We start from the raw sequence: 7,109 nt of genomic DNA, 5'->3' as shown, positions 1-7,109 counted from the left end.
ATGTCGGTCAGCTTGTCGGTGGACACCGGTTTGTTCGCGTGCAGCAGCAGCACGACGAGGACGTACCGCTGCTGTTGGTCGCCCAGCGGGACCCGTGCGGTCCCGTGCCACGCCTCCAGCGGACCCAGCATCCGAAATTCCACGCCGCCTCCCGGTTCGCGAGCTTGATGTCTACGGCGGATGTCGCACAAGCGGCCGTCTGTGTGTCGGAATCCGCGTCGGGTCCACCGCGGGTAGACAAACACCGGCCAGGCTCCGCGTTGTCCGCAAAAGGTGTGCGAAGGAGGAGCCGATGACGCCCGATGTGCTGCCGTGCTACGTGGTGTGCGACGTGTCGCTCTCGATGGCCGACCACCTCGACGAGGTCAACGCCGGGCTGCGGGAGTTCCGGGGCGCCGTCCACGCCGACCCGTCGGCCGCCGCGTCGGTCCGGGTGTGCGTGGTCGGCTTCGCGGCGGCGGCGACCGTGCTGCAACCGCTGCGCCCGGCGGCCGAGCTGGCGGAGCTGAGCGCGGCCGGCCCGCGCGCGGGGACCAACTTCGGCCCCGCGTTCACGCTGGTGCGCGCGACCATCGCCGACGACGTGCGCGCGTTGCGGGCCCGCCGGCTGCACGTCCGCAGACCCGTGGTGTTCTTCGCCTCGGACGGGCGGCCGACCGACCCGGGGACCTGGCCGGACGCGTTCGCCGCGCTGACCGACCCCGCCTGGCCCGCGTGCCCGACCGTGGTCGCCTACGGCCTCGGCGCGGTCGACCGCGGCACGCTCGACCGCATCGGCACCTTCCGCGTGTTCCTCGGCCAGGACGGCGTCCGCCTGGGCACCGCGTTGGCGGTGGCGCTGGCGGCCCGGCCGTCGGACCGCGGGTAGGTCATCCACGATGTGTCCACGTCCGGTCCACCGGCCGGCCGCACCCTGCCCGGCAGAACACCGTGGAGATCGACGGGGGTGGGCCGATGAACGCGCACGCGGACCTGGTCCGGGAGCTGAAGTCGCTCCGCAAGGGTCGCGGCGTGCTGGCGGGCCGGATCGGGGACCGGGTCGGCCCGACGCTGCGCGCGACGTGCGGGGTCGCCGAGGGCGACGCGCCGGGCGCCATCCGCCGGAAGGTGTCCGCCCGGCTGTCGGAGCTGGCCGGGCGGCTGCCGGAGGACCTGCGCCTGGCCACGCTCGCCGCGTTCGCGATCGAGGACGAGGCCCGGCTGCCCCTGTACCAGGACCGGGTGCACTGGGCGGCGGTCCGGCTGGACCGCGACCCCCGCACCGTGCGCCGGCGCGTGGACGAGGCCATCGACCACCTCGCCGAACTGGCCGCCGACGCGCCGCGCGGCCGGTCGGTCGGGTCGTCGGCCGGCTGGCGCACCGAGGAGCTGCACGCCGTGCTGAGGCTCGACCGGGCCCGCCCCGAGGTGATCGAACGGCACCGGGTCGTCGCCGACCACGACGGCCTGCGCGACCTGCCGCTGACCCCGCCGCTCCCGCTGGCCGGGGCCGGGGTGGAGGTGGACGTGCTGTACGGCGGCACGCTGCTGGACGACCCCGCCCCGACCCTGGTCCTGCCGACCCCGGTGGCCGGCGGGCAGGCGCACGACTTCGCCGTCCGCTTCCACCCGCCGGCCGCGCACGCGGCGCGCCCGTACCTCGTCCACGTGCCGCAGCGGCCCTGCGACCTGCTCGACGTGCGGGTCCGCTTCGGCCCGAGCGCCACGCCGCCGAAGGTCTGGGCGCTGCACGGCGCGGACCCGGAGGGGGCCGACGGGGCGCGCCACGGCCGGCGGCGGCACGTCGACCCCGCCGGCGAGGTGCACCTGGAGTTCCGCCACCTCGTCCCCGGGCTGGCCTACGGCGTGCGGTGGGAGGCGGCGGAGGGTTAGGCGGGTCGGTCCAGCACGGCGAACGCCTCGACCTCCACGAGGACGTCCGGTTCGAACAGGTAGTCCACGCCGATCAACGACGCCGGGGGCAGGGGGCGCGGGATGGCGAGTTCGTCGGTGACGCGGTCCAGGCCCGCCATGAAGGCTCCCATCCTGTCCGGGCTCCACCGCGTGACGAAGAACCGGAGGCGGACGACGTCGGCGAACGAGGCGCCGGCGCCCGCCAGGCCCCTGGCGGTGTTGCGCAGGGCCTGGGCGACCTGGCCGGCGAGGTCGCCGGTGGCCACCGGGTTGCCCTCGGCGTCGCGGGCGATCTGGCCGGCGACGTGCACCTGCCGGGCGCCCGTGCCGATGGAGACGTGGTGGTAGGGGACGGGCTGGAACAAGCCTTCCGGGCTGAGCAGCTGCACGGTCACGGTGGTCCTCACGTCGGTCGTTGGTGGTATCCAACGTCTACCTGGTGCCCGGAGGGAACTTCAACGAGACTAGGTGTCATGTCGGAAACCGCCCAGATCACCGCGCTCCACCGCGAACTGCTCGACCAGGTGCTCGACAAGTGGTCGCTCCAGGTGCTCGACCGGCTGTGCGAGCGGCCCCTGCGCTTCAACGAGCTGCGCCGCGAGATCCCGGCCGTGACGCAGAAGTCGCTCACGGCCACGCTGCGGCGGCTGGAGCGCAACGGGATGGTGGACCGGGTGGTCACGACCACGCGCCCGATCGCCGTGCAGTACCGCATCACGCCGCTCGGCGACACGCTGCAGGACCTCATCGACGCGCTGCTGCGCTGGAGCACGGCGATCATGCCGGACGTCCGGCGGGCGCGGGAGAGGTTCGACGCGGAGGTGTGACCGCGCGTTCGACTCGAATCGACTCGAATCGACGGATCGCGCGGGAACGGTGGCACGTCAGCGGATCGGCGGCCCGTGTGTCCGGTGTGGACGGTGCGCTGGGCGAAGTGGCTGACCGGCTCTAGGCCGGTCGTACGAGGTTGCGCAAGGGGTTCGGGGTGGTGATTGACAAGGTGTGGGGTGCGGCCCACAGTTTTGGGAGCGCTCCCAGATCATCATCGTCGATGGGGAAACTCCATGAGACCGCGTCTCGTCGTCCTGCCGGCACTCGCCGCGCTCGTGACCGCCCAGGTCGTGCTGACCGCCGGCTCCCCGGCGCAAGCCGCCGACGCCGCCGTCACCGTCACGGTCAACACCAAGGCCGGGTTGGAGGTGGTGCACGAGGCCGCGACCGGGGTGAACCACGCCATCTGGGACACCCACCTGGGCAGTGACGCCGTCGCCGACCTGCTCAAGGACGCGGGCGTCAAGGCGATGCGCTACCCGGGCGGCTCGTACTCCGACATCTACCACTGGGCCGACCACACCGCCCCCGGCGGGTACGTCGCCCCCAACACCGACTTCGACACGTTCATGCGCGGTGTGCGGCGGGCCGGCGGGCAGGCCATCGTCACGGCCAACTACGGCACCGGCACCGCCGAGGAGGCCGCGGCCTGGGTGCGGTACGCCAACGTGGAGAAGCGCTACGGCGTGAAGTACTGGGAGATCGGCAACGAGAACTACGGCAACGGCCACTACGGCTCCGGCTGGGAGGCCGACCACCACCCGGACAAGAGCCCGACCTACTACGCCACCCTGGTCCGCGACTACGCCACCGCGATGAAGGCGGTCGACCCCACCATCAAGATCGGCGCGGTGCTGACCACGCCGGGCGAGTGGCCGGACGGCATCACCGCGACCGGCGACACCGCGTCGTGGAACGAGACCGTGCTGGCGATCGCGGGTCCCGTGGTCGACTTCGGCATCATCCACTGGTACCCCAGCGGTGACACGGCGGCGCAGGTGCTGGCCAAGACCGACCGGGTGAAGGACCAGATCGCGCTGGTGCGCGAGCAGTCGCGCCGCCTGGCGGGCAAGGACCTGGGCATCGCCCTGACCGAGGTGAACACCTCCTACGGCCGCAACACCCAGCCGGGCGCGCTGTTCGCCGCCGACGCCTACGCGACGATGATCGGCCAGGGCGTGTTCACCGTGGACTGGTGGAACGTCCACAACGGCATCGGCCAGGTCCGCGAGATCGCGGGCCACCCCGACTACGACGACTTCGGCCTGCTCTCCAGCGGCACCTGCACGGCCGACGGCACGGCCTGCGAGCCCGCGCTGAACACCCCGTTCGCGCCGTACCACGCGATCGCCATGACGTCCCGCTTCGCGCGCCCCGGCGACCAGCTCGTCGCGGCCCTGTCCAGCGACCCGCTGGTGCGCGCGCACGCGGCCCGCCGGCCCGACGGCGGCCTGGCCGTCATGATGATCAACCAGGACCCCGACGCCGCCCGGACCGTGAGCCTGCGCGTCCCCGGCTACTCGGCCGCCGCCGACGCCACCGTGCTGAAGTTCGGCAACGGCGACACCGGCATCTCCACCACGACCGGCTCGTCGTCCTCGGTGTCGCTCGCGCCCTACTCGATCACCACCGTGGTGCTCAAGCCGAGCCGCGCGGTGACCGGCCTGCCCGCCGCGCCCGCCCGCCCGGTCCTCGACTCGGTCACCGACCGCACCGCCGTGCTGTCCTGGCCCGCGCCGCCGCCGGCGGTGAAGTACGAGGTGCACCGCATCAACGGCGCGGGCGCCGACCAGTGGGGCGAGACGATCGGCACCACGTTCACCGCGGCCAACCTCCAGCCCGGCACCGAGTACACGGTCAACCTGATCGCCCGGGACAACGCGGGCAAGGTGTCGTGGTCCTCGCCGCCGCTGACGTTCACCACCAAGACGCCGGCCACGTCGTCCTGCGCGGTGACCTACCGGGAGACCACCAACTGGGGCAACGGGTTCGTGGCCGAACTGGAGATCGCCAACACCGGCACGCGGCCCGCGGCGGGCTGGACGCTCACCTACTCCTGGCCGACCACCTGGCAGCAGGTCGGCAGCGGCTGGAACGCGACCTGGTCGCAGACCGGCACGCAGGTGACCGTGACCAACACCGCGACCCTGGACGCGGGCGCGTCGACCACGGTCGGGTTCGTGGGCAACTACCAGGGCCCGAACGTGCACCCGGTGAAGTACTTCCTCAACGGCACGCTCTGCACCACCCGCTGACCCCGTCCCACCGGCCCCCTGTCGACCCCGGTCGGCAGGGGGCTTTTTCGTGCCGTTGTTCACGGATCTGACCGGACCGACCCCTCATTTGTTCACGGTTATGACCGGCGCTTATTCCGCGGGGCGATTCCGCAACTTCTTCGTTGATCACCGGTGTCGTGCCTGACCTCGGTGTTCGACGTGTTCGACGGCGGTGCGGAGGTGGTCTGCGGGCTTCTCGGCCGTTGACCGGGTGTGGCGCACCTCCTAGCATCCGATGCGGAATTGCTTTCCCTGCCCGGCGGTCATATTCGTGAATCGGCGATTACCGGACCCGGTGTTCGCCGATCCCGGTCGCGCGCGAAAAACGCGGAACCGCCGGAAGTCATTCGGAAGTGGAGTCGTCATGAGCACACCGGAGCACACCGCGGTGACCCGGCCACGCATGGCCCGCAGCGCGTTGGTCGCGGTCGGGGCGGTGGCCGCGCTGGCCGCCACGCTCGCCGCCTGGCCGCTGGCCGCGCCGGCCGACGCCGCGGTCGGCGCGGGCACGTACGCGGTGAAGAACGCCGGCAGCGGGCACTGCCTCGACGCGGCCGGCTCGGCGAGCGGGACGCAGCTGCGGCAGCAGTCGTGCGGTGACGTCGCCGGCCAGCGCTGGACGCTGACCGCGGTCAGCGGCGGGTTCCGGATCACGTCGGTCGCCACCGGCCTGTGCGTGGGCGTGCAGGACTCGTCCACCAGCGCCGGCAAGGCCATCCAGCAGCAGACGTGCACGGGCGCGAGCAGCCAGGTCTGGTCGCTGACCGCGAGCGGCAGCAACTACCGCGTGGTCAACGCCAACGGCGGCAAGTGCGCGAACATCAAGGACAACGCCACGACGACCGGCGCCTTGGTGCAGACGAACTCGTGCGACAACGCCGCCACCAAGCAGTGGACGTTCACCCCGGTCACCGGCGGCCCCACGTCCACCACCACCAGCACGACGACGACCACCACGACCACCACCACGACGACCACGACCACCACCGGCAACCCGCCGAGCGGCGCGCTCCACGTGGCGCCGAACGGCACGGACAACGCGTCCGGGACGCAGGCCGACCCCACCACGCTCACCTCGGCCATCTCCCGCATCACCCCCGGCGGCACGATCCTGCTGCGCGGCGGCACGTACCGCTTCTCCCAGACCGTCACCATCCCGCAGGGCAACAACGGCACGTCGGGCGACCGCACGGAGCTGTTCGCCTACCCCGGCGAGACGCCGGTGCTGAACTTCTCCGCCCAGGCGGAGGACCCGGCCAACCGCGGTCTGGCCGTGAACGGCAACTACTGGCACGTGCGCGGCATCGTGGTCGAGCGGGCCGGTGACAACGGCATCTTCGTCGGCGGCAGCCACAACGTCTTCGAGCGCACGGTGACCCGCTTCAACCGCGACACGGGTCTCCAGCTGTCCCGGATGCTGTCCAGCACGCCGAAGGACCAGTGGCCGTCCTACAACCTGATCCTGAGCGCCGAGTCGCACGACAACGCCGACTCCGACGGCGAGGACGCCGACGGGTTCGCCGCGAAGCTGACCTCCGGTCCGGGCAACGTCTTCCGGTACGCGGTGGCGCACAACAACATCGACGACGGCTGGGACCTGTTCACCAAGACCGACACCGGCCCGATCGGCGCCGTCACCATCGAGGACTCGCTGGCCTACGACAACGGCACGCTGAGCGACGGCTCGCAGGCCGGCAACGGCGACCGCAACGGCTACAAGCTCGGCGGCGAGGACATCGGCGTCAACCACGTGATCCGGCGCAACATCGCCTACGGCAACGGCAAGCACGGCTTCACCTACAACCGCAACCTCGGCACGATGACGATCTCCGACAACGTCTCGATCGACAACGCCGAGCGCAACTTCAACTTCGACGGCGGTTCGTCGGTGTTCCGGAACAACACCTCGTGCTTCAGCTCCGGCGGGACGAACGACCGCACCGTCGGCAACGTCGACGGGTCCAACCAGTTCTGGGCGGGCTCCAACGGTTCCCGGTGCTCCTCCTACCGCGGTGCGCTGAAGTGGTCCTACGCCTCGGACGGCCGCCTGGTCGTCACGTTCGGGTAGCCGGCCTCCCGGGCGCGGCGGGGAGGGGTCCGTCCCCCCGC

General features: G+C 71.9%; 6 protein-coding genes. 5 read left to right on the top strand and 1 reads right to left on the bottom strand.

All coding sequences use genetic code 11. From position 1 onward, the window contains the following. Window positions 1-292 precede the first annotated feature (292 nt). Entirely contained in the window at window positions 293-868 is a 576-nt protein-coding gene (locus tag ACFXGA_RS29920) for a hypothetical protein (protein ID WP_378093600.1), read from the top strand. 86 nt (window positions 869-954) lie between these two features. Continuing rightward, a complete protein-coding gene (locus ACFXGA_RS29915; protein WP_378093598.1) occupies window positions 955-1,872 on the top strand; it encodes a hypothetical protein in 918 nt (305 codons plus the stop codon). Here ACFXGA_RS29915 and ACFXGA_RS29910 read toward each other — a convergent pair. Then, entirely contained in the window at window positions 1,869-2,288 is a 420-nt protein-coding gene (locus ACFXGA_RS29910; RefSeq protein ID WP_378093604.1) for a RidA family protein, read from the bottom strand. The two genes, ACFXGA_RS29915 and ACFXGA_RS29910, sit on opposite strands and share 4 nt — an antisense overlap. Before the next feature lie 78 nt (window positions 2,289-2,366). Here ACFXGA_RS29910 and ACFXGA_RS29905 point away from each other — a divergent pair, with 78 nt between their 5' ends. The 3 genes from ACFXGA_RS29905 (at window position 2,367) to ACFXGA_RS29895 (ending at window position 7,068) form a co-directional block, all read left to right on the top strand. Further along, entirely contained in the window at window positions 2,367-2,720 is a 354-nt protein-coding gene (locus tag ACFXGA_RS29905; protein ID WP_378093596.1) for a winged helix-turn-helix transcriptional regulator, read from the top strand. Between the two features lie 237 nt (window positions 2,721-2,957). Beyond that, window positions 2,958-4,979 (top strand): cellulose binding domain-containing protein, encoded by a 2,022-nt coding sequence (locus ACFXGA_RS29900; protein ID WP_378093594.1) that lies wholly within the window; start codon window positions 2,958-2,960, stop codon window positions 4,977-4,979. Window positions 4,980-5,364: 385 nt separating this feature from the next. After that, window positions 5,365-7,068, top strand: a complete 1,704-nt coding sequence (locus ACFXGA_RS29895; protein ID WP_378093592.1) for an RICIN domain-containing protein — start codon at window positions 5,365-5,367, stop codon at window positions 7,066-7,068. The last annotated feature ends 41 nt before the right edge of the window (window positions 7,069-7,109 follow it).

Source organism: Actinosynnema sp. NPDC059335 (genome assembly GCF_042752395.1).
In the GTDB taxonomy this organism is placed as follows: Bacteria; Actinomycetota; Actinomycetes; order Mycobacteriales; family Pseudonocardiaceae; genus Actinosynnema.
This window is presented reverse-complemented; position numbering and strand designations above follow the sequence as displayed.

Excerpts from the sequence above, each read along its gene's own strand:
- ACFXGA_RS29905 (WP_378093596.1), top strand. The coding sequence starts at position 2,367 with ATGTCGGAAACCGCCCAGATCACCGCGCTCCACCGCGAACTGCTCGAC.
- ACFXGA_RS29895 (WP_378093592.1), top strand. The coding sequence starts at position 5,365 with ATGAGCACACCGGAGCACACCGCGGTGACCCGGCCACGCATGGCCCGC.
- ACFXGA_RS29915 (WP_378093598.1), top strand. The coding sequence starts at position 955 with ATGAACGCGCACGCGGACCTGGTCCGGGAGCTGAAGTCGCTCCGCAAG.
- ACFXGA_RS29920 (WP_378093600.1), top strand. The coding sequence starts at position 293 with ATGACGCCCGATGTGCTGCCGTGCTACGTGGTGTGCGACGTGTCGCTC.
- ACFXGA_RS29900 (WP_378093594.1), top strand. The coding sequence starts at position 2,958 with ATGAGACCGCGTCTCGTCGTCCTGCCGGCACTCGCCGCGCTCGTGACC.